This window comes from Salipiger mangrovisoli (genome assembly GCF_015223355.1).
Taxonomy (GTDB): Bacteria; Pseudomonadota; Alphaproteobacteria; order Rhodobacterales; family Rhodobacteraceae; genus Salipiger; species Salipiger mangrovisoli.
In genome coordinates this window covers 84,357-105,476 of record NZ_JADFFK010000015.1, presented here as the reverse complement: position 1 = coordinate 105,476, position 21,120 = coordinate 84,357, and the positions used below count along the sequence as shown (strand labels likewise).

The 21,120-nt window shown below is 67.2% G+C and carries 22 protein-coding genes; 11 read left to right on the top strand and 11 right to left on the bottom strand.

What is annotated here, in order from left to right:
- Window positions 1-226: 226 nt before the first annotated feature.
- From cydD to IQ782_RS19025, 7 genes are all read left to right on the top strand, one after another.
- The gene (cydD, locus tag IQ782_RS19055) at window positions 227-1,900 is read left to right on the top strand and encodes a thiol reductant ABC exporter subunit CydD (RefSeq protein ID WP_194136257.1); all 1,674 of its coding nucleotides are present in this window, start codon (window positions 227-229) and stop codon (window positions 1,898-1,900) included.
- Window positions 1,894-3,567, top strand: coding sequence for an amino acid ABC transporter ATP-binding/permease protein (locus IQ782_RS19050; protein WP_194136256.1), 1,674 nt, complete (start codon window positions 1,894-1,896; stop codon window positions 3,565-3,567). The genes cydD and IQ782_RS19050 overlap by 7 nt, the downstream gene beginning before the upstream one ends.
- A gap of 173 nt (window positions 3,568-3,740) precedes the next feature.
- Entirely contained in the window at window positions 3,741-5,354 is a 1,614-nt protein-coding gene (locus IQ782_RS19045; RefSeq protein ID WP_194136255.1) for a cytochrome ubiquinol oxidase subunit I, read from the top strand.
- A 5-nt stretch (window positions 5,355-5,359) separates the two neighbouring features.
- Window positions 5,360-6,520 (top strand): cytochrome d ubiquinol oxidase subunit II, encoded by a 1,161-nt coding sequence (gene cydB, locus IQ782_RS19040; RefSeq protein ID WP_194136254.1) that lies wholly within the window; start codon window positions 5,360-5,362, stop codon window positions 6,518-6,520.
- Between the two features lie 16 nt (window positions 6,521-6,536).
- Window positions 6,537-6,659 carry a cytochrome bd-I oxidase subunit CydX gene (cydX, locus tag IQ782_RS19035; protein ID WP_194136253.1) on the top strand — a complete coding sequence of 41 codons (123 nt, stop codon included), beginning with the start codon at window positions 6,537-6,539 and terminating at the stop codon, window positions 6,657-6,659.
- A 172-nt stretch (window positions 6,660-6,831) separates the two neighbouring features.
- A complete protein-coding gene (locus tag IQ782_RS19030; RefSeq protein WP_240989405.1) occupies window positions 6,832-7,248 on the top strand; it encodes an NUDIX hydrolase in 417 nt (138 codons plus the stop codon).
- A gap of 223 nt (window positions 7,249-7,471) precedes the next feature.
- A complete protein-coding gene (locus IQ782_RS19025) occupies window positions 7,472-8,533 on the top strand; it encodes a flagellar biosynthesis protein FlhF (RefSeq protein WP_194136251.1) in 1,062 nt (353 codons plus the stop codon).
- Window positions 8,534-8,540: 7 nt separating this feature from the next.
- Here IQ782_RS19025 and dtd read toward each other — a convergent pair whose 3' ends face one another.
- From dtd to IQ782_RS19010, 3 genes are all read right to left on the bottom strand, one after another.
- Window positions 8,541-8,984, bottom strand: a complete 444-nt coding sequence (dtd, locus tag IQ782_RS19020) for a D-aminoacyl-tRNA deacylase (RefSeq protein WP_194136250.1) — start codon at window positions 8,982-8,984, stop codon at window positions 8,541-8,543.
- Complete coding sequence (locus IQ782_RS19015) at window positions 8,981-9,892, bottom strand: carbohydrate kinase family protein (protein WP_194136249.1); 912 nt, start codon at window positions 9,890-9,892, stop codon at window positions 8,981-8,983. The genes dtd and IQ782_RS19015 overlap by 4 nt, the downstream gene beginning before the upstream one ends.
- A 63-nt stretch (window positions 9,893-9,955) precedes the next feature.
- Window positions 9,956-11,074 (bottom strand): TFIIB-type zinc ribbon-containing protein, encoded by a 1,119-nt coding sequence (locus IQ782_RS19010; RefSeq protein WP_194136248.1) that lies wholly within the window; start codon window positions 11,072-11,074, stop codon window positions 9,956-9,958.
- A 254-nt stretch (window positions 11,075-11,328) separates the two neighbouring features.
- Between IQ782_RS19010 and IQ782_RS19005 the strand changes: the two genes are divergently transcribed.
- Window positions 11,329-11,955 carry a hypothetical protein gene (locus IQ782_RS19005; RefSeq protein ID WP_194136247.1) on the top strand — a complete coding sequence of 209 codons (627 nt, stop codon included), beginning with the start codon at window positions 11,329-11,331 and terminating at the stop codon, window positions 11,953-11,955.
- On the opposite strand, the gene IQ782_RS19000 is transcribed toward IQ782_RS19005, so the two are convergent.
- The 7 genes from IQ782_RS19000 to IQ782_RS30330 all read right to left on the bottom strand — a co-directional run bounded on the left by IQ782_RS19000 (window position 11,921) and on the right by IQ782_RS30330 (window position 18,887).
- Complete coding sequence (locus IQ782_RS19000; protein WP_194136246.1) at window positions 11,921-13,039, bottom strand: SPFH domain-containing protein; 1,119 nt, start codon at window positions 13,037-13,039, stop codon at window positions 11,921-11,923. The two genes, IQ782_RS19005 and IQ782_RS19000, sit on opposite strands and share 35 nt — an antisense overlap.
- Before the next feature lie 41 nt (window positions 13,040-13,080).
- Complete coding sequence (locus IQ782_RS18995; RefSeq protein WP_194136245.1) at window positions 13,081-14,058, bottom strand: DUF2927 domain-containing protein; 978 nt, start codon at window positions 14,056-14,058, stop codon at window positions 13,081-13,083.
- A 4-nt stretch (window positions 14,059-14,062) separates the two neighbouring features.
- Window positions 14,063-15,265: a toxic anion resistance protein gene (locus IQ782_RS18990; RefSeq protein WP_194136244.1), complete on the bottom strand. Its 1,203-nt coding sequence runs from the start codon at window positions 15,263-15,265 to the stop codon at window positions 14,063-14,065.
- A gap of 23 nt (window positions 15,266-15,288) precedes the next feature.
- Window positions 15,289-16,188, bottom strand: coding sequence for a 5-bromo-4-chloroindolyl phosphate hydrolysis family protein (locus IQ782_RS18985; protein WP_194136243.1), 900 nt, complete (start codon window positions 16,186-16,188; stop codon window positions 15,289-15,291).
- Between the two features lie 178 nt (window positions 16,189-16,366).
- Complete coding sequence (locus tag IQ782_RS18980) at window positions 16,367-17,200, bottom strand: hypothetical protein (RefSeq protein ID WP_194136242.1); 834 nt, start codon at window positions 17,198-17,200, stop codon at window positions 16,367-16,369.
- Between the two features lie 54 nt (window positions 17,201-17,254).
- Window positions 17,255-17,449 (bottom strand): hypothetical protein, encoded by a 195-nt coding sequence (locus IQ782_RS18975; protein WP_194136241.1) that lies wholly within the window; start codon window positions 17,447-17,449, stop codon window positions 17,255-17,257.
- Between the two features lie 145 nt (window positions 17,450-17,594).
- Window positions 17,595-18,887, bottom strand: a complete 1,293-nt coding sequence (locus IQ782_RS30330; protein ID WP_338092611.1) for a pseudouridine synthase — start codon at window positions 18,885-18,887, stop codon at window positions 17,595-17,597.
- Between the two features lie 66 nt (window positions 18,888-18,953).
- On the opposite strand from IQ782_RS30330, the gene IQ782_RS18965 reads away from it, so the two are divergent.
- The 3 genes from IQ782_RS18965 to IQ782_RS18955 are packed head-to-tail and all read left to right on the top strand — an operon-like array spanning window position 18,954 to window position 20,656.
- Window positions 18,954-19,409: a nucleoside deaminase gene (locus IQ782_RS18965; RefSeq protein WP_194136240.1), complete on the top strand. Its 456-nt coding sequence runs from the start codon at window positions 18,954-18,956 to the stop codon at window positions 19,407-19,409.
- 1 nt (window position 19,410) lies between these two features.
- Window positions 19,411-19,956 (top strand): pseudouridine synthase, encoded by a 546-nt coding sequence (locus IQ782_RS18960; protein WP_194136239.1) that lies wholly within the window; start codon window positions 19,411-19,413, stop codon window positions 19,954-19,956.
- A 40-nt stretch (window positions 19,957-19,996) separates the two neighbouring features.
- A complete protein-coding gene (locus IQ782_RS18955; RefSeq protein ID WP_194136238.1) occupies window positions 19,997-20,656 on the top strand; it encodes an SOS response-associated peptidase in 660 nt (219 codons plus the stop codon).
- A gap of 6 nt (window positions 20,657-20,662) precedes the next feature.
- Here IQ782_RS18955 and IQ782_RS18950 read toward each other — a convergent pair whose 3' ends face one another.
- Window positions 20,663-21,013 (bottom strand): cupredoxin domain-containing protein, encoded by a 351-nt coding sequence (locus IQ782_RS18950; protein WP_194136237.1) that lies wholly within the window; start codon window positions 21,011-21,013, stop codon window positions 20,663-20,665.
- Between the last annotated feature and the right edge of the window lie 107 nt (window positions 21,014-21,120).

The window sequence follows — 21,120 nt, the reverse complement described above, 5'->3', positions numbered from 1 at the left end:
GCTGGGGCATCTGGAAAATCTCCTGACAGGCTGGTCCGGCCAGCGTGGCATGGGCGGATGCCCGGCGCAATCACCGCGAGGCGACGACGGCCCGAGGCTGGCCTCAATGCGCGCGGATCAGGCAGCGGGCGCGGCGGCAGAGTGACGCGCGGATGCCTTTGGGCTTGAACTTGGGCGCCTTCGTCTATCTCATTGACCGAGATGGAGATTTTGTCTCGGAGTCGAAATGCCGTCAGTCGGAGCGCCTCAGCGGAGCCGAGCCGAGCGCCTGCTTGCCCCCGCCGCGCAGCGCCGCCTGCGCCACGCCGCGCGCCTCTCTGCGCTTGCCGCGGCGCTGTGGTTGCCGCAGGCCGCCGCGCTGGCCTGGGGGATCGCGGGCTGGGCCGAGGCGGCCCCGCTCGCGCGCACGCTCTGGATGGCCCTGATCTTCGCGCTGCTCGGGATGCTGCGGGGGTGGGGCGAGCGACATGCCGCCCGGCTGGCCTATCGTGCCGCCGATGAAACGCTGCATGTCCGGCGGCAGGCGCTGCTCGACCACGGAGCCCTGCGTTTCGGCGGCACCTCCTCGGCGGCGCTCGCGGCGCTGCTGACCGAGAAGCTGGCCACGCTCGGGCCCTGGATCACCCGCTACCGGCCGGCGATGGCGCGGGCCCGGTTGCTGCCGCTGCTCTACATGCTGGCGATCCTCCCGATCTCCTGGGCGGCGGCGCTGGTGCTGCTGGTCGCCGGGCCGCTGATCCCGGTCTTCATGGCGCTGGTCGGGATGGCGGCGCAGGAGGCGAGCCGGAAGCAGATGGTCGAAGTCGGCGCAATGAACACGCTGCTCATCGACCGGATCGCGGCGCTGCCGGACCTGCTGCTGCTGAACGCCGCAGAAGCCTCGCGCGCCGAGTTCGCCACCCGCGCCGAAGCGCTGCGCGAGCGGACGATGGCCGTGCTGCGCGTCGCGTTCCTTTCCTCGACGGTGCTCGAACTTTTCTCGGCGTTGGGCGTGGCCATGGTGGCAGTCTATGTCGGGTTTTCTCTGCTTGGTGAGATCACCCTTGGCACCTGGGGGCTGTTCGGTCCGGGACTGACGCTGTTCCAGGGGCTCTTTCTGCTGCTGCTCGCGCCGGATTTCTTCCAGCCGCTGCGCGACCTTGCGGCGGCCTGGCACGACAAGGCAGCCGCCGAGGCGGTGGCCGAGGAGGTCGCGGCGGCCGAGGTGTCCCTCGGCGCGCCGGTGCTGGGGCAGGGCAGGCGCGTGCCGCCGCTCATGGGACCTGCGTCGATCTTGCTGCAGGGTGTGGCGCTGGAACGCGGCGGGCGGCGGCTGGTGCTTCCCGACGTCGCGGTTGCGCCGGGCGGGTCGCTGGCGCTGCGTGGACCGAGCGGGTCGGGCAAGTCTACCCTTCTCGAGGTGATCGCGGGGCTGCTCGCGCCGGAAACGGGTGAGGTGCTGGTCGCCGGCCAGAGACTTGAGTCCGACACCGCCGACGCCTGGCGGGCGCGCATTGCCTATGTGCCGCAGCAAGTGCATGTGCCCGAAGTGACACTCCGCGAATTTCTCAGCGGAGAGCCCGAGGGTGCGGTGCCCCGCGAGGCGCTGCGCCGGGCGCGGGCGGAGCGCATCGTCGCGGCCCTGCCCGAGGGGCTCGAAACGGTGCTCGGCGAAAGCGGTGCCGGGGTTTCGGGCGGTGAGGCGCGGCGGCTGCTGCTGGTGCGTGCCCTGATCCGCGGGGCCGATGTGATTCTGGCCGACGAGCCGACCGCCGATCTCGACGCGGCCACGGGAGCGGCGCTCGTCGAGGTGCTGGCGGCACTCGCGTCCGAGGGGCGCACGGTGGTCGTCGCCAGCCATGATCCGGCGCTCTGCGCGGCCATGGGGCGGGTCATCGATCTGCAGGCCGACTCATGCTGAGGCTGTGGCAGGCGCTGCGTCTGCTGTGGCGCGCCCATCCCCTCGCCATGTGGCGCGGCGCGCTGCTGGCGGTGCTGGTGCTGCTCATGGGGGCGGCTCTGCTTGGCCTCTCGGGCTGGTTCATCACCGCCACCGGGATGGCAGGGCTGGCCGGCGTCGGTATCGCCTTCGATGTCTTCCGTCCCAGCGCTGGTGTGCGGGGACTGGCGCTGGGACGGGCGGCGGCGCGCTACGGGGAGCGGCTGCTCACCCATGACGCCACCCTTCGCGCCCTTGCCGCGCTGCGCGTGACCCTGCTCGACCGGCTGGCACGCTTCCCGGTGACCGAGTTGAGACGGCTTCGCGGTGCCTCGGCGCTGACGCGCATCACCGCGGATGTCGATGCGCTCGACGGTGTGGTCCTGCGGCTGGCCCTTCCCGTGGCCGCGGCGCTTCTGACTCATCTGGTGGCCTTCTTCGGTCTCTGGGCGCTGACGTCCCACGCCATCGCGATCTCGGTCGCCGCTGGTTACCTGCTGGGCGGCGGAGTCGTGCTGTGGCGGGTGGCGCGGGCGACGCTTGGCCATTCCGCGCGAGCCGAGGACGCGTCGCAGGACCTGCGCCGCCGGGCGATCGGTCTGTTTCGCGGACGGCGCGAGGCGATCCTGCAGGGCACGATGCCGCGCTGGCGTGCCGGGCTCGATGCGGCCGAGGAAGAGGCGCGCACGTCGATGGATCACCTAGACCGCATCGACACCGGAGCCGGACAGGCGCTTTCGGCCGTCGTCACGCTGATTGCCGCAGGTGTTTTCGCGTTGGCCGGCTGGCTGGTGGCACAGACCGAGCTTTCCCCGGCGCTTGCGGCGATCGGCGTCTTCGTCGCGCTGGCCCTCGCCGAAACGCTGTTGCCCTTGCGGCGTGGCATGGCCGAGATCGGCCGGATGCGGGACGCTGCCGAGCGCGTGCTGGCCGATCCGCCCGCGCGCGCGCCGGTCCGTGTTGCCGCCCCTGCCTTCAGTCCGGAGGCGGGTGACCGAATTCTGGAGCTTCGCCACCTGTCTCTGGCCCGTCCCGGCCGCTCGCGCCTTCTGCTGCACGATCTTTCACTCGGCTTGCGACGCGGCGAGACGCTGGCGCTGCGGGGCGCGTCGGGACTGGGCAAATCCACCCTGCTGGACGCGATCGCCGGGCTGGAGCCGGTGACGGCGGGCGAGATCTTGATCATCGGGCAGCCGCTTGCGGCCTGGCCCGAGAGCGGGCTGCGCGACCTGGTGACCCTCGTGCCGCAGCGCTCGGCACTCGTTTCGGGGACGGTGCTGGAGAACCTCGCGCTGGCCCAGCCAGGGCTGACCGACTGCGAGGCAATGGCCGCGCTGGAGGCGGTGCAGCTGGCGCAGGTCGTCCACGCGCGTGGTGGGCTGCGTTCACCTTTGGGTGAGGGTGGGGCGGGGCTTTCGGGCGGTCAGGCCCGACGGCTGGTGCTTGCAAGGGCGTTGCTGCGCCGCCCGAAGCTGCTGCTTCTGGATGAGCCGACAGAGGGGCTCGATGCTACGATGGCGAGGCAAGTTATTGCAGGAGTTAGGGAATTTCTAAAAGATGCCGCCATCGTCACGGCGTCGCACCGGGCGGCGGAACTGGCGACTGCGGATCAGGTGATCGATCTGAAAAGATATATCCCTGAATCATGAAGCGCTTGATGCAGATCAAACCGCTGTCACAATGGCGGGGTGTAGCAGGGCATCTGAAAGGTGTCGCACGGTAATCGGTATCCGCCCACCTCGATTTTAACTTGTGGACCAAGGGGCTCGGCCGCCGCGCGTGAGTGACTGCCTTTGCGCCACATGCACAGAGGAGTACTGACATGGAGCTCGATGTTGTCGAGCTGTCGCGTCTGCAATTTGCAATGACGGCGCTCTATCACTTCCTCTTCGTGCCGCTGACGCTGGGTCTGTCGATCCTCGTGGCGATCATGGAGACGGTCTACGTGATGACGGGGCGGCCAATTTGGCGACAGATGACGAAATTCTGGGGCACGCTGTTCGGGATCAATTTCGTTCTGGGCGTGGCCACGGGAATCACCATGGAATTCCAGTTCGGCATGAACTGGAGCTATTACAGCCACTACGTCGGAGACATCTTCGGCGCGCCGCTGGCGGTCGAGGGGCTGATGGCCTTCTTCCTCGAGGCGACCTTCGTGGGGCTGTTCTTCTTCGGCTGGGACAAGCTGTCGCGCGTCGCGCATTGCATCGTCGCCTGGCTGGTGGCGATCGGCTCGAACTTCTCGGCGCTGTGGATCCTCATCGCCAACGGCTGGATGGTCAATCCGGTCGGCGCCGAGTTCAACCCCGAGACCATGCGCATGGAGATGACAAACTTCTTCGAGGTGGTCTTCAACGAGGTGGCGCAGGCGAAATTCGTGCACACCGTCTCGGCGGGCTACATCACCGCCTCGATCTTCGTGCTCGGCGTCTCGGCCTGGTACATGCTGAAGGGCCGCCACGTGGAACTGGCGCGCCGATCGATCTCGGTCGCCGCCTCCTTCGGCCTCGCCGCCTCGCTCTCGGTGGTCGTGCTGGGGGACGAGTCGGGCTACTCGGCCAGCCACACGCAGAAAATGAAGCTCGCCGCCATCGAGGCGATGTGGGAGACCGAACCCGCGCCCGCGCATTTCACCCTGATCGGCTTCCCCGATCAGGAAGCGCGCGAGACCCATTACGCGGTGCACATCCCCTGGGTCATGGGGCTGATCGGCACCCGCTCGCTGACGCAGGAAATCCCCGGCATCAACGAGCTTGTTGCGGAATCCGAGGCGCGCATCCGCTCTGGCATCATCGCCTATGACGAGCTGATGACCATCCGCGCCGAGCGCGACGCCACCCCCGAGGAGGTCCGCGCGAACTTTGAGGCGCGTTCGGCCGACCTCGGCTACGCGCTGCTGCTGAAGCGATACGTGGACGACCCGCGCGAGGCGACCGAAGAGCAGATCAAGATGGCCGCCGACGACACCGTGCCGGGCGTCGCGCCGCTCTTCTGGTCGTTCCGGATCATGGTGGGCCTTGGGTTTTCGTTCATTGCGCTGACCGGGCTTTTCTTCGTGCTCAGCAATTTCCGGCGCAAGAGCTATCCCCGCTGGGTGCTGCGGCTTGCGGTTCTGTGGATCCCGCTGCCGTGGATTGCCGCCGAGATGGGCTGGATCGTCGCGGAATACGGGCGTCAACCCTGGACGGTGGACGGCATCCTGCCGACCGCGCTCTCGGCCTCGCATCTGAGCGTCGGTGATTTGCTGTTCACCCTCGCGGGCTTCGCGATCTTCTACACCGTGCTCTTCATCGTCGAGATGGGTCTCATGCTGAAATACATCCGCAAGGGTCCGCAGGAGGATGTCGAGGCAACCGAGGAATGGATGCGGCGGCACGAGCACCGGCTGCGCACCCATGACGGCAAGGGTCCCTTTGCCGATGTGCCTGCGGAGTAACCGTTATGATTTTGCATGATCTTATCAGTTTCGAAGTCCTCCGCCTGATCTGGTGGGCGCTGCTCGGTGTGCTGCTGATCGGCTTCGCGCTCACCGACGGTTTCGACATGGGAGTCGGCGCGCTGCTGCCCTTCGTCGGCAAGACCGACGTCGAGCGCCGCGTGGTGATCAACACCATCGGCCCGGTATGGGAAGGCAACCAGGTCTGGTTCATCCTCGGCGGCGGCGCGATCTTCGCCGCCTGGCCACCGCTCTACGCGGTCAGCTTCTCGGGCTTCTATCTGGCGATGTTCGCCATCCTCGCGGCGCTGATCCTGCGCCCGGTGGGCTTCAAGTACCGCTCCAAGCGCGACAGTGCGAAGTGGCGAAGCAGCTGGGACTGGGCGCTCTTCGTCGGTGGCGCGGCCCCGGCGCTGCTCTTCGGCGTGGCGGTGGGCAACGTGCTGCTGGGCGTGCCCTTCCACCTGACCGAGGACCTGATGCCGATGTATGACGGCAGCTTCTACGGCAAGTTCCTCGGGCTGCTGCGCCCCTTCGCGCTGCTCTGCGGGGTGGTGTCGCTGTCGATGCTGATCATGCACGGCGCGGCCTGGCTGTCGCTGAAGACAAAAGGCATGGTCGCCTTTCGCGCGCAGCGCATCGGCACCGTCGCGGGCATGGTCGCGGCAGGCGGTTACGCGCTGGCGGGGCTCTGGCTGGCCTTCGGCATCGACGGCTTCCACATCACCTCGGAGATCGTGACGGACGGCCCGTCGAACCCGCTCTTCAAGGAGGTGGTGCACGAGGGCTCGTGGCTGGTCGCCTACACCCAGCGCCCGTGGATCCTGATCGCGCCGGTGCTCGGCTTCGTGGGCATCTTCATGGCGGTGCGCGGCCTGCGCGAGGGCTTCGAGGTTTCGACCTTCCTGTGGTCGAAACTGGCGATCCTTGGGGTCATCTCTAGCGTCGGGCTGACCATGTTCCCCTTCATCCTGCCCTCGACCGTCGATCCGCGCAGCTCGCTCACCGTCTGGGACAGCTCGTCCTCGCACCTGACCCTGTTCGTGATGCTGGTGGCGACGGTGATCTTCCTGCCGATCATCTTGGCCTACACCGCCTGGGTCTACAAAGTGCTCTGGGGCAAAGTCACCGAAGACGACGTGACCAGCTCGCACAGCGCCTACTGAGAAAAGGAGAGAACTGATGTGGTATTTCGCCTGGCTTCTCGGCCTGCCGCTGGCGGCGCTTTTTGCGGTGATGAACGCGATGTGGCTCGAATTGCGCGAGGATGCGCGCATGGTCGCGGAATCCGAAGACGAGCGCTGATCGCGCCGGTCGATCATGGCACAGGGCGGCCCTTCGGGGCCGCTCTTCTCATGTCGGGGCCCGTGTTGCCGGATGTCACACGCGGGTTACATTTCTCACGTAGCAGGCACGGGTTTCCCAACAGGTTTCGTCTTCAATGCCCTCACTTGGTGAGCAGATTGCCGCCCTTCCCATGAAGTTCGACAAGACCGGGAAGCTCCGGGTGCTCATGGTGACCTCGCGCGATACCGGGCGCTGGGTGATGCCAAAGGGCTGGGAGATGGATGGCAAGAAGCCCTGGGCCGCGGCCGAGATCGAAGCGCTCGAGGAGGCAGGGGCCAAGGGCCATGTCGGAAAGACGGAAATCGGCTTCTACCACTATCCCAAGCGGCTGGATGACGGGACCGAGTTGCGGTGCCGCGTGCGGGTCTATCCGTTGATCGTCGACAAGCTTTCACGCGACTGGAAAGAGCGCAAGCAGCGCAAGCGCAAGTGGTTCTCTCCCAGGGATGCTGCTCGGCGCGTGGACGAACCGGAACTTTCCGACCTGCTGCTCACGCTCTGCGATGCCCCCCACAAGTTGCCGCTGATCTCTGCGCTGCTGAGCTGACCTCCCTGTTTCGTTCGCGAGACGATGCGGCAATCGCGCAACGCCGGAACAGCGTTGCCAAGGCCTGCTGCCCCGCGTGATCCCGGTCCATTCCTCTGCCGACCTGTAGCGTGGCGCGTTGCCGCGTGTTGAACGAGTGAACGAGGTAAGGGGAGGCGGGATGATCAGATGATCTTTCCGATAGGGCTGCGGCATTGCGCTGGTCGCGCTGCTGCCCGGATGCATGCAGGGATACGGTACGGGTCTGGCAGAAGCACTCGCGTCGGAACGCGGGCTTCAGCAGAGCATGGCGCTGCGTGCCGACGACGTGGGGATACTGACTGCCTTGGCGACGCGTCAGGGCGCGATCCTTCCCGGCACGCCCTATGCCGCCATTGCGAGGGCGGTGCTGGAGGGAGACGCGTTCAGAACCGAGTCGGAACTGCGTGTCGCGCGCCTGCGCGGCGAGGCCGAGGAACTCGACTGGCTGCCCGACCTTGCACCGGTGCCCTCTCTGACCGCGCTGCGCAGGATGTCCGAGGACGCACAGGCGCTGCCGGAACGCTTCGACACACCGCGCAAGCAGGCCGAGCGCGATCTTGCGCTTGCGGAGATCGATGGTGCCGCAGTGGCGCTTGCGGAAGGCGCAAACGCGCAGGTCTTCGAGGCGATCAGCGCGCATCTCGTGGCAGAGGAGGCGCGGCTGCGCGCCGGCCGGCAGGCCGCGTTGACCGCGATGGCGCGCGCCCGAACCGAACTGGCGACGATGGGAGACAGCAGGCTCGGCGGCGTCGAGGGGCTCGGGACGCTGCGCGAGCTGGTCTCGCCCGAGCCGCTGACGCAGATGCGGGCGCGTGTCGCGGCGGCCGCGCACGACGCGGCGCGGCTTCGCGCGGCCAACGTGCTGCTCGACGGGATCGACCTGAGCCCCTCGGCCGAGGCGCTGGCGGGATTTGACGGGGCGGGCGGCGAATTGGGAGAGATCACAGCGCCAGTGCCCCTCGCGTGGCCGGAGGAGGTGGGCGAGACCGGGGAGCTGGAAATCGGCACCGTGGCACCGGCCCGCGGACTTCTCGCGGCAGCATACCGCGAGGCGGAAAGCCGGCGCGCCTCGACAATGGCAGAAGCGGCGCGGGCCGCGCGACAGCAGCGCGACGGACACCTCTCTGCGGCGCAGCTTCTGGCGCATCTGCTCCGCGCGCAGGAGGCGCAGGAAGCCGAACTCGCCCAACGCTTTGCCTGTGTCCGGGCCGAGCTTCATCTGGCCTGCCTGCGCGGCACGCTGGTCGCCGGGACTGACCTGTAGACCGGCGTCAGCCCTCGCTGTCCATCCAGATCGTCACCGGCCCGTCGTTGATGAGCGCGACTTTCATGTCGGCGCCGAAGCGGCCGGTGGCGGTGGCGATGCCCTGCGCAGCGATGCGCCCGGCGAAGTACTCGTAGAGCCGTTCGCCCTCCGCCGGGGCGGCGGCGGTGGAAAATCCGGGGCGGTTTCCGCTGCGGGTGTCTGCGGCAAGGGTGAACTGGCTGACCACGAGCGCGGCCCCCGAGGTGTCGAGCACCGAGCGGTTCATCCGTCCTTCGTCGTCACGGAAGATGCGCAATTTGGCGATCTTGGCGGCCAGCTTGTCGGCCTGCGCCTCGGTGTCGCCCTGCATCGCGCAGATCAGGATCAACAGGCCGGGGCCGATCTCGCCCACGACGGCGCCTTCGACCCTCACGCTGGCTTCCGAGACGCGCTGGATCAGTGCTCTCATGCGTCTGTGTCCAGTTCGTGCAGCCATGGCGGGTTGGCACCTGCACGACTGACGGTCACCGCTGCCGCCCGCGCCCCCAGCGCCACCGCCGGGCGCAGCGCCTCCAGGTCGGTCTCGCGCAGCGCGGCGCGCGTCAGCAGCCCGTCGCGCTCGAGTCCGGCCAGCAGACCGGCGTTGAACGTGTCGCCGGCACCCACGGTATCCACCACGTCCGCGCGGGTCGCGGCGACCTCGATCCGGCCGCGGGCGGTGACCGCCAGCACGCCTTCGGCGCCGCGGGTCTCGAGCACCAGCGCCGTGCCGCCGTCGAGCAGCGCCTCGGGCGTCGTGCCGAGCCACGCCATGTCCTCGTCCGAGATCTTCACGATGTCGGCCCGCGCCAGCATCGCGGCGAGCCGGGCGCGGTAGCGCGCCTCGTCCTTGATGAAGCCGGGGCGGATGTTGGGATCGATCATCACCACACGCTCGCCCGCCCGCGCGCAGAGCGCCGCGTAGGTGTCGCCGCAGGGCTCCACGACAAGGCTGATGCCGCCGAAGAAGAGCGCGGTGACGTCATCCCCGAGCGCGGGCAGATCGACCTCGGCCAGCATCCGCCCGGCGGTGTTCTCGTCGTAGAAGGCATAGCGCGCGTGCCCGTCCACCAGCGTGACGAAGGCCAGCGTGGTGGGACGGTCCGAGCGAGGGCAGGTGGCGGAATCGACTTGTGACGCCGCGAGGGCCCCCGAAAGGATCGTGCCGAACAGATCGGTGGAGAGCCCGCCGAAGTAGCCCGCGGGCGCCCCCAGCCGCCCAAGGGCAATGGCGGTGTTGAACACCGCGCCGCCTGCCACCGGGGCAAAGGCGGGCTCGCCGCCGGTGCTGGTCCGGGGCAGCATGTCGATCAGCGATTCACCGCAGCACAGGATCATTTCTCGCTCCCTCGTCTCCTGGGATGTGTTAGCGCTATACCTATCCCGCCGGGACGGCTCCGCTCAATAGCCAATGGGCACCGAGAAGCCGCCACCGCCTTGCGACTGCGACAGCATGTAGCCGATCAGCGCCGCGGCGATGGTGCCGAGGATGATCGCCACGGCGATCTTCCAGGCAGACCATGGCCTTTCGCCCTGCACCCGGCCCGTCGTGCCGTTGACCACGAAGCGGTAGGTCTGGCCGCGGAACTTGTAGGCCGCCAGCCAGACCGGCAGCAGCACGTGTTTGAAGGTGACGTCCGAGACCTGCGTGTCCACCGCGGTGATCCGCTGCTGGTCACCGCCGATATCGAACTTGATGTCGCGGGTGATCTGCCGGTCCATGAGGTGCCGCGCCTCGACGAAGCCTGCATCGAGATCGACCTGATAGCCCTCGGCCCGGAACCCGGCAAGAAACTCGGGGCGGTAAGGTTCGAGGCGGCTGAGATCCCAGGGCTCGAGCGCATCCGTGAAGCGCTTCGGCAGCGACTTCGAGGCCAGCACGAGCACGTCGTCGAAGAACCGCGCGACCCGCCCGCGCACCGGGGTCCAGCGCACCTTGGCAACCTGTACCTGCTGGCGCTTGCCGTCGCGCATGACGGTGTGCGTCTCGTAGTAGACGGTGCCGCGCGCGCCGCTGTATTCGCTGCGGGTCTTGGCGTCGAAGGTCCAGTAAGGCACGTAGATGCCCTGCATCTTGCGGCCCTTGCGGGAATATTCCTTGAGCCCGTTGGGTGCGAACCAGAGCCGTCCGAGCCAGTCGTTCATCGCCTGATGAGCGGTCTTCTCGTCGAGCGCGAAGGGCAGCACCCCCTTGGGCTTGATCTGGCGATTGGTGCCGGTGTCGGCGACCACGGGGGTGGCGCAGAAAGGGCATTCGGTGGCGTGGGAGTCGGGGTCGAACTGTACCTCGGCGCCGCAGTTCGGGCACTTGGTGACCCGCAGGTCCTCCATCTCCTGCAGCGGCAGCAGGTTCTCGATGGCGGCGCGGAAGTCGAGCTCGCGGATGTCGCTTTCCCAGGGTCCGGCGGATTCGATCGGCTGGCTGTGCCCGCAATGATCGCAGACCAGCTCGTTTGCGGCGGGATCGAAGCGGTAGTCGGCACCGCATTGCTCGCAGGGAAAGCGATGGGTTTCGTTCATGCCCGAAGATCCTCCAGATCCGCCTTTTTCCGGCACGGTCACCCTAGGCGGGACGCGCGGGAGAGGAAACCGGTTTTGAGGGGACACCGAGCCTCTGCCTCCTGGTCGCCTGCACTGGGCATCCGAGGCATGCACCGCCGTCGGGCTGCGCGCCCGTCGCAGCGCCCTGCACACGAGAAGTTCACATCCTCCACTTTTGCATTCCGCGCCGTTGCCTCTAGGCTGGCGCCAGAACGGGGATAGTGGGGAAACACATGTCAGGTTGGACGAGGGGCGCGGTCATGGCCGGGCTGGCGCTGGTGGCCGGGGCGGGCGCGGTGCAGGCGGCCGATCTAGCCTGGCGCTTCGAATGGCAGGGCAACGGCGGCTACGCGATGCGCGGGGCCATCGCCATCGATGCCACCCTGGCCGAGCGTGACTACGTCTTTGCAGAGGACGTCGAGTGTTTCGTCGTCGAGGGCTTCCTCGAGGATGCGCCGATCGGCCGCTGGGCGCTGGGCATGAGAACCGAGGATACCAGCTGGTCGCTCACCTTCCGGCCCAAGCAGAACGCCTTCGAGGTATTCGGTCCGCAAAGCCCGATGCCGCAGGCCTGGAACATGAACGGGTTCGGCAACGACTGCGGCCGCGAGGGGTTCGGCTTCAACATCGGCAACGCGGCGCAGGACTTGTGCCTGAATGGCCAACTGGTGACCGCCTCGCAAGTGACGCCCTCGCGACCCTTCCCGGCGACGCGCGACGATGCGGTGAGTTTCCCTGCGGATGCCTGCCTTGCCCCGGCGCTGCTGGGCAAGGCTGAGACCGGGATGCAGCCGGAGGCGGTGATGCCCGCCTCCTACATTCCGGTCACGCGCCCGGCGGAGGCGGCGGCAGAACGGTGAAGAGCTGCGCCAGCTCGGTGACGTCCTCGGCGCGTTTCCAGCCGTCCTGGCCCTGCGTCCAGACATAGCTCTCGCGGGTCAGGGCTCCCTCGGTGACCATCCGGCCCATGCGTGCCTTGGAGAAGGGCCCCTGCGTTTGGCCGTCGATCGCCACGTGCCAGACGTGTTCGACCGGCGGCGGAGGCGGCGGTGCTGCGGCGGCAGTCTGTTGCGGACGCGCGCCCCAGGGCCCGGCCTGCGCGCCGGTCATCGCCCCGCCCATGGCCATTCCCATGCCCGCGCCGAAACCGGTGCCCATGGCCTGCCCGGCGGCAGAGCCCTCGGCCCCCAGCGCCTCGGCGGCCTGGAAGCGGGTGTAGGCATCGAGATCGCCGACCACCCCCATCGAGGTGCGCCTGTCGAGCGCTCGCTCGACCGCGTCGGGCAGCGAGATGTTCTCGATATAGAGCTCGGGCAGGGTCAGACCGTATTCGGCGATGGTGGCCGAGATGCCCTTGGACAGCATCTGGCCCAGTTCCTGCGTATTGGCTGCCATGTCGAGCACCGGGATCCCCGACGAGGCGATCAGCCGCGAGAACTCCTGCACGATGATGTTGCGGATCTGGAAGCTGATCTCGCCCGATGTGAACTCGCCGTCGGTGCCGACGATCTCGACGAGGAACTTTGCCGGGTCCGACACGCGCACCGAGTAGGTGCCATAGGCGCGCAGCCGCACCGGGCCGAACTCGGGGTCGCGGCAGATGATCGGGTTCTTGGTGCCCCATTTGAGCCCGTTGAACCGCGTCGTGTTGACGAAGTAGACCTCGGACTTGAAGGGCGAGCGGAAGCCGTGATCCCAGTGCTGAAGGCTGGTCATGATCGGCATGTTATTGGTCTCGAGCATGTAGAGACCGGGGGTGAAGACATCGGCGATCTGGCCTTCGTGGACGAAGACCGCTGCCTGTCCCTCGCGCACGGTAAGCTTGGCGCCGTATTTGATCTCGTGCCCCTCGCGCTCGAAGCGCCAGACCATCGTGTCGCGGGTGTCATCCGTCCAGTGGATGACGTCGATGAACTGTCCCGAGAGGAAATCCAGAATTCCCATGATCGTCTCCTGTGTTGGTCCGGCCCGGTTCTGGCCTGCCGTCAGCTCGGCCCGAGGCCGCCGGTCAGCTGCGCGGCGAGGCCCTGCACGATGGGCCGCGAGGCGGCCGCGTCCATGCCGGGCTTGAGCTGCGGGTCATAGAGGATCTTCAGCAGCATCTCGTCCATGCTGGTGAGCAAAGCGAACTCGTCATCGTCGTTGAAAATAGACGGCCGGGCTTCGGGGCTGTCGTTGCCGAGACCAAGGCCCTGCGCCACTTCCTCGTGAACGCAGGAGCGGCGCAGCAGGTCCGGGTGTTCCGAGCGGATCACCGCGATCGCCTGCCCGTAGGCATAGCCGCCCGGCTCTTCCGAGAAAGCGATGACGAGGCAGTGAATCTCGCGCGGAAGGTTGTCGAAGACCGCCAGCGCCGTGGGGTTCACGTCAGGCACCAGCTCCTTGATGCGTGGCGCGATGGTGGTCTTGTCGTCCTCGGACATGAACAGCACGTGGAAGTTCGGCCTGCTGTTGGACATCGACACGGGATGTCCGGTTATGCGCGCCAGCCTGTCCACGTAGGCACCGAGCATGTTGCGATCGGTCACCTTTTGATCCTCCGGCACATGCGCGCCGAATTCGACCGAGACCCGCACCGGCTTTTCCCATTTCTTCACACGCCCGAGCTCGCCGCGCGAGGGCTTCAGCCCCTGTCCGCGGGCGTATTCCTCGGCCAGCGCGATGCGCTCGAAATTGCGCACCAGCATGGTGTCGGTGATCGGCGTGTCGGGGCCGCCGCCGTCGGTGCGCAGCAGCCCCTGCGAGAGCAGGTCATTCTGCACGCGCGCGTAGTAGACCTCGAGGTCGTAGCTTGCGAGAGACTGGCGTGGCACCGCGTCCTGGACCGGTTCCGGCGGCCTGAGGCCGGACGGACGGGACTGCGGCGGCACGCCGGTGCTGCGCGGAGCAAGGGTGGAACTATCGCAGGCTGCAAGACCTGCGAAAATCAAGATGACCAGTACGAAACGACCCCAGCTCCGCATATGGTCACGACCTCGAAGGAACCGAGGTGGCCGCGTTGTCGCCGGTGCCGGTCGAGCGCGACTTGGCCGAGGCCAGCGTGTCGCGCAGTTCGGCTTCCATGTGCTTGAGGTCTTCCTCGGCCTTGGCACGCCGCGCCTTGCCCTCGTCGGCGATGCGCAGGCTGTCCTCGATCGTGGCGATCAGGTCGGCATTGGCCTGCTTGACCGACTCGATGTCGAAGACGCCGCGCTCCATCTCGGTGCGGATGGCGGCATTGCTCTCGCGCAGGTTCTTGGCGTTCGAGGTGAGCAATTCGTTGGTCAGGTCGTTGGCGTCACGCACGGCGGCGGCGGCCTCGGACGAGCGCTGGATGGTCACCGCTTGCGCCAGCTGGGTTTCCCAGAGCGGCACGGTGTTGACCAGCGTCGAGTTGATCTTGGTGACGAGGCTCTTGTCGTTCTCCTGCACCAGCCGGATCGAGGGCAGCGACTGCATGGTGACCTGCCGCGTCAGCTTCAGGTCGTGCACCCGGCGTTCCAGATCATCGCGGGCGGCGCGCAGGTCGCGCAGTTCCTGCGCCTTCATCACCTTCTGGTCCTCGGAGGCGGCTTCGACGGCGGCTTCGCGGGCAGGGATGTCGGTGGCGTCCAGGTCCTCGATCTTCTTTTCCCCGGCGGCGATGTAGAGCGCCAGTTCGTCGTAGAAGTTCAGGGTCTTGATGTAGAGCAGGTCGAGCGACTTGATGTCCTTGAGCAGCGTGTGCTCGTGCTTCTGCAGGTTGTCGGTGATCCTGTCGATCTGCGTCTGCACCTCCTCGTAGCGGGCGGTGAACTTGGCCATGGGGGCGGCCTTGCCGATCAGCTTCTCCCACCAGCTGCGCTTGCGGCGCACGTCCAGTTCCGAAACCGAGAACCCGCGGATGGTGGTGACGATGTCGCGCAGGCTGTCGCCGGCCGGACCGACGTCCTTGTTGCGCACGTCGGCAAGCATCGCCTGGCTGATCTCCTGCAGTTCGGCCTGTGCGGCAGATCCGAAGGAGACGATCGACTGGGTGTCCTCCATGTCGATCTCGTCCATGCGCGCGCGGATTTCCTCGGTCACCTCGGGGGAGGCGGCGTCAAAACTCTCCACCACATCCGCGGGCTTGGGGTCGGGCAGGATCACAGCATTCACCTCTTCCACCAGTGCCAGCTCCTGCTGGGCCTTGGTTCTCACATTCTCGGACATCGGACTTCCTCCGTGACTGTCTCTCATTCAGGCTCTGTCAGTCGCACGCCTTCGCGCTGCAACCTGTCGCGCAGCACGTCGATTTCCACCGTCAGGTCGGCATTGTTGTCGAGCAGAAGCTTCTGGTTCTTCTGGCCGAAGCTCTCTTCGAGGTCGGTCAGCAGCATCATGAAATCGGATTTCGCGCCCCGGTCCTGGGTGCGGCTGTAGATGTCGGCGAATTTCACCGCCGCGTCGCGCGCGCCCATCAGGTAGACGCCAAGGTACTTGCGCGCGGCGGTCAGGTCGCGCGGGTCTTCCTCGACGGTGCGGATGAGATCCTTGGCCTTGGCGTGGAAGCGCTGCACCCTTGCCTCGACCTGCCGGTCACCGGCGCGGCGCACGGCATCCTCCATGGCGGTGAGATAGGTCTCGGCCTCGTCCACCACCTTGGCGACGCGGTCCTGCTGGAAGGTGTCGATCCCTTCCATGCCCTTGTGCTTCAGCGGATCGAGTCCGAAGGCGCCGATGTGCAGGGCAAAGGCCGACAGGCCGTAGAGCACCGGGGCCACCAGGCCCGGGTCGGTCTTGAAGGCGGCGAGGCCGACGCCGACACCGGCGCAGACCGCGGCAAAGAACTTGCGCGGGATGGCGGGACGGCGGGCGATCCTGCGTTCGTCGTAGGCGGCCTGAGCGCGCAGGCCGTCGCGCAGCAACCAGGCCCCGAGCAACAGCACGCCCGCGCCAACCAGACCGACCGCCAGACCGGCAGCGCCGGATGTCAGCGAGGTTGCGGCAAGCACGATCGGCGGAACGAAGAGCACGTTCGAGCGTGCGCCCACCGGATCGACGCGCGCGCCGTGGTAGAGCGGACGCTCGTCCTGCGTCTTGACGTCTTTGGAAGACCCGTCAGGGCTGTATTTTCCGCCATAGCGTTGTGCCAAGGTCAGAGCCCTCCCAGCCAGCCGGAAGAAACTCCGAAGAGAAGCACAATCAGCAGCACATAGGCCACCTTGCGCAAGCCCTTGTCGGTCATGATGATCCCCGCAAGCTCTCTCGGTTCCACAAGAACCTAAGCGCTTCGCGGGGTACTTGCTAGGGGGGAGTTCCGGCGCGGAAGGCTCAGGCCACCCGCTTGTCGACCATCCGGTTCCACAGCAGGTCGGCCTCGACGTCATAGGCGTCGCGGCCCTGTTCGGTGCCAGCCTTGCGCAGCCGGTCCTCGAAAGCCTCGCCGAGCATGGTGAGACGGGTCAGATAGCGGCGCCTTGCCTTGAGCCGGTCCTTGCTGCCCCAGGCTCCGATCAGCCGGGCATTTTCCTTGCCCAAAAGTTCGAGGAAACGCGCGACAGGCTTGCGCAGGCGGCGTGCTGCGAGCGGATCTTGCGAGATCGCATGCAACAGCCCCATCACGCCGCTCTGGAGCGCTTCGGCACGGCGGCTGAGCTCGGCATCGCCAAGCGCCGCCACGTCGGCCACCGCGGCGGCGATGGCGGCGTCGATCCGCTCTAGCGTCTCCTGCGTGCGCAGGTGGCGCAGGTCCTCGTCGGGCGCCCCCTCCTTGTCGGTGAGCGGATCTCTGCCGAAGGCGGCGACGCCAAGGCCGAAGCCGAGCAGGCCGAGCGCGAAGGGGATCGCCAGCGAGACGAAATGATGCCCGGCGAGAATCATCACCAGCAGACCGAGCAGACCGGAGCCGATCATCTTGCGCGGCAGGCGCGGTGCCCGGGCGGTGTCGGCGGCGGCGTAGGCGGCGGCGATGGCGTTACCGCGGTGGATCAGCCGGAGCGCGACGGCGAAGATCACCAGCATCAGCACCGCGGTGAAGGCGGTCGCCGGCGGACCCTGGAACAGCAGCAGAAGCAGCGGGAAGGCGGCGAGCAGCAGAATGCCGATGCCGGACTCGAGAGGGCCGGAAGCCGAGGGCTGCCTGCGAGACTTTCGTGTCGTTCCCATGGTCAGTTCCGTCTTGCGTTGGGCCGGGCGGCCGGAGGGGCGGGTGGTGCCGGGTCAGAAGTATCCCAGCAGGAAGATCAATAGCCAGAGCACGGCAAAGGCCAGCTTGGCGCCGAGCGTTCCGCTTGCGCGGGCGCGGGACGTCGCGCTGGCCAGCGCGCGGTAGGTGTCCGACGCCACGACGCGGATGTTCCCCAGAACGAGGACCGAAGTGGCGACAAGGATGGTCAGGGCGAGAAGCGTGCTCATACCCTGATGAATGTCGCTGAAACCGGGCGAAATGAGGGCGTCAACCTGCCCAATCCATGAAAACTTCTTGAGTGTTAACGGCGCATTAGGTCAAAATTGACCCGATTTGGGCGATATCGCCCGCGCGCCGCCCTCTTTGCGGGTGTTACGGGCGTTTCTTGGCGGGGCCGCCGCGCCGCTGGCGGTTCGGCTCAGGCTTGTCGGGCTTCGCGCCTTCAAGGCCAAGCTGGTCACGCACGATCTTGGGGCGCAGTTCCTGTACCTCGCCCTCTTTCAGGTCGCCCAGCTGGAACGGACCGTAGGAGACGCGGATCAGCCGGTTCACCGTCAATCCGATGTCGGCCATGGCGCGGCGAATCTCGCGATTCTTGCCCTCGCGCAGACCGACGGTCAGCCAGGCGTTGGCGCCCTGCTGGCGATCGAGGGTAACCTCCATCGGCTGGAACTTCTGGCCATCCACCATGATGCCCGCGCGCAAGGGTTTCAGCATGTCCTCGGTAGGCGATCCGTTCACCCGCACGCGGTACTTTCGCAGCCAGCCGGTCGAGGGCAGCTCGAGCTTGCGCTTGATGCCGCCGTCGTTGGTCAGCAGCAGCAGCCCCTCGGAGTTGAGGTCGAGCCGGCCAATGCTCATCACCCGCGGCAATTCGGGCGGCAGCTTGTCGAAGATCGTCTCGCGGCCCTTCTCGTCACTGGTGGTGGTCACCAGGCCGACGGGTTTGTGATAGAGCCAGATGCGCGGCGCCTCTGGCGGGGCCAGCGGCACGCCGTCAACAGTAATACGGTCCTTGGCCGTGACGTTGAGCGCGGGGCTCTCGATCACCTTGCCGTTCACCGAGATGCGGCCCTCCTCGATCATCTTTTCCGCTTCGCGTCGGCTCGCGACACCGGCGCGGGCGAGCACCTTGGCAATACGTCCGTCCTCGGTGGCGATCGGAGTTCCCGTCGGGCGCGGTTCGGGCGCGGGTTTCGGTCCGGGCTTGGCGCCGCGGGGGCCGGGTCTGCCGCCCGGCTTGCCACCGGGCTTGAAGCCGCCGCGTGGGGCGCTGGCATAGTCCGCCTCGTCCCGGACGATGCCGCGGCCCTTCGGCTTGCCCGCGGGCTTTCCGAACGACTTGCCCTCGGGTTTACCGGCTGGCTTTCCGAACGACTTGCCCTCGGCTTTGCCGGCTGGTTTGCCGAACGTCTTGCCCTCGGCTTTGCCGGCAGGTTTGCCGAACGTCTTGCCCTCGGGCTTACCGGCTGGTTTGCCGAACGTTTTGCCCTCGGGCTTCGCACCGCGTGCGCCGCCTTCCGCCTTCGGTCCGGACCTGAAGTCGGGCTTCGCGCCGGACTTGAAACCGGCTTTGGGGCCAGCCTTCTGACCCGTGCTGGCACGGGACTTGGGACCGGAGGGTTTGGCGGGGCGCGACGGGGGTTTGCTCATGCCTGTTGCCATACTGCATCGACGGGGCCGGGGGAAGCCGACTCGCCAAGCGCCGCGCTTCGCGCTAAGCCCGCAGGCATGAAATTTCGCTCTCACATGGATCAGGCACTTGCCGAGGCGCGCGCCGCCGCCGCCCGCGGCGAGGTGCCGGTGGGCGCCGTCATCGTCTCGCCTTCGGGCGAGGTGCTGGCCTCGGCCGGTAACCGCACCCGCGAGCTGAACGATCCCACCGCCCATGCCGAGGTTCTGGCCCTGCGCGCCGCCTGCGCCGCGCTCGGCTCTGAACGGCTGCCGGACCATGATCTCTACGTGACGCTGGAGCCATGCCCGATGTGCGCCGCGGCGATTTCCTTTGCCCGCATCCGGCGGCTCTACTACGGGGCGTCGGACCCCAAGTCCGGCGGCGTGGCGCAGGGGGCGCGGGTCTACGCGCATCCGCAGTGCCACCACGTCCCCGAGGTCTACGACGGGCTCGCCGCGCCCGAGTCCGAGGCGCTGCTCAAGGACTTCTTCGCCGCGCGCAGGGAAGTTTGAGATGGCCCGCGTGATCCTTCTCAACAAGCCGTTCAACGTGCTTTCTCAATTCACCGACAAGGGCACCGAGGGCAGCCCGCGCGAGACGCTGTCGACCTACGTGCAGGTGCCGGGCGTCTATCCCGCCGGCCGCCTCGATCGTGACAGCGAGGGGCTGCTGGTGCTCACCGACGACGGCAAGTTGCAGGCGCGCATCTCGAGCCCCAAGTTCAAGCAGCCAAAGACCTACCTCGTGCAGGTCGAGGGCAGTCCGACCGACGCGCAGCTCGCGCAGCTGCGCAAGGGCGTCGAGCTGAAGGACGGCATGACCCGCCCGGCCGAGGCGCGGCTGATCCCCGAGCCCGAGCTCTGGCCGCGCACCCCGCCGGTGCGCTTCCGCAAGTCCGTGCCGGACGCGTGGATCGAGCTGAAGATCACCGAGGGGCGCAACCGGCAGGTGCGGCGGATGACGGCGCACGTGGGGCTGCCCTGCCTGCGGCTGGTCCGCTGGGCGGTAGGGACATGGACGCTCGACGGCATCCCTCCGGGGGAGTGGCGCGAGATCTGAGGGGCTGGCGCGCGCCGCGTGCCGCGCTACTCTGACCCCCATGTGCGGACGTTTTGCGGTCACCCTTCCCGATGATGCCATGGCCAAGATCTTCGAGGCCATGCCCGGCAATGATTTGCCGCATGTCCCGAACTACAACGTCTGCCCGACAAACGACGTGCACGTGGTCCGCTCGGAGGACGGCACGCGGCTGCTGGTCGCGATGCGCTGGGGGTTTATTCCGCAATGGTACAAGGCCCCCAATGACGGCCCGCTGCTGATCAACGCCCGTGCCGAGACGATCGCCGAGAAACCCGCCTTCCGTGCCGCCTGCCGCGCGCGCCGCTGCCTGATCCCGGCGAGCGGCTTCTACGAATGGACCAAGACCGAGGATGGCAAGCGCCTGCCGTGGTACATCGCGCCGGTGGCGGGCGAGGTGCTCGCCTTGGCCGGGGTCTGGCAGGACTGGGAGCGCGATGGGCAAGCCTTCCGAACCTGCGCCATCGTCACCACCGAGGCGAACACCGAAATGGCGGCGGTGCATCACCGGATGCCGGTGATCGTCAGTCAGGAGGATTGGGGGCTCTGGTTGGGCGAGGAGGGTCTCGGCGCGTCAAAGCTCATGCAGCCGGCACCCGAGGGGTCGCTGAAGCTGCACAGGGTGGACCCGAGGGTGAATTCGAACCGGGCCGAGGGGCCCGAACTGATCGAGCCGATCTGAGTCGGGTCAGAAGTTGTTCTCGAGCTCCAGCGGCGCAGGGTTCACGTAGTCGATGAGCCCGGCGGCGGTGCTTTCTGAGTTGTAGGTGTCACCGAAGGCGCTCTGCATTCCTTCCGTCACCTGCAGCGCGTAGCTTTCGCCGGGTTCTAGCACCCCGGAATCCCATGTCGCATCGCTGGCGGTGGCGGACATGGGCACCGCGGAATCGTTCACGAAGGTGACCACATCGCCGACCGAGACGTAGATCTCATCGGGGAAATAGCCGAGACCCATCAGCATCACCACCTGATCGGCAGCGGCGAGCGGCGCGGTGCTGCCGGCCAGACACAGCAGGGAGAGTCCAATCTTGCGCAACATGTCAGGCTCCTCGAGCGGTATGAATACCGGGGCGCGTCCTGCTCCCGTAGCGCCAAGCCGTATCGGCGGACTGGGGCGAAAATGGGGCCTCATGTGGGTAAAAACCG